Annotated in this window: 1 protein-coding gene; it reads right to left on the reverse strand. The window is 54.9% G+C overall.

Annotated elements, in window-relative coordinates; all coding sequences use genetic code 11:
• Positions 1–255, reverse strand: a 255-nt coding sequence (locus GJR95_RS41965; protein ID WP_198424788.1) for a hypothetical protein, incomplete at both ends; no start/stop codon positions are given.

Consider the following 255-nt stretch of genomic DNA (forward strand, 5'->3'; position numbering starts at 1 on the left):
TGGTTGGCTCATTGCCTGCAAGTGTTGCGGTAGTACTGACTGTGCCATCGGTAATGGTTATTAGTTGACTACCCATTGCATTGGTCGCCGAAAGGGTTCCTCTGACACTATACTGGTTCGTGGCGGTATTGCAACCATCAGGGGCAACCACTAAGTTGAGCAGGCAAGGTGGTGTCACCGAGCAGGCGGCCGGGGCCATATAGGTGGTGGTCGTGGTTGAACAACCGGGCAGACTGGCGGTTACGGTATGGCTCT

It is taken from the genome of Spirosoma endbachense (genome assembly GCF_010233585.1).
GTDB lineage: Bacteria > Bacteroidota > Bacteroidia > Cytophagales > Spirosomataceae > Spirosoma > Spirosoma endbachense.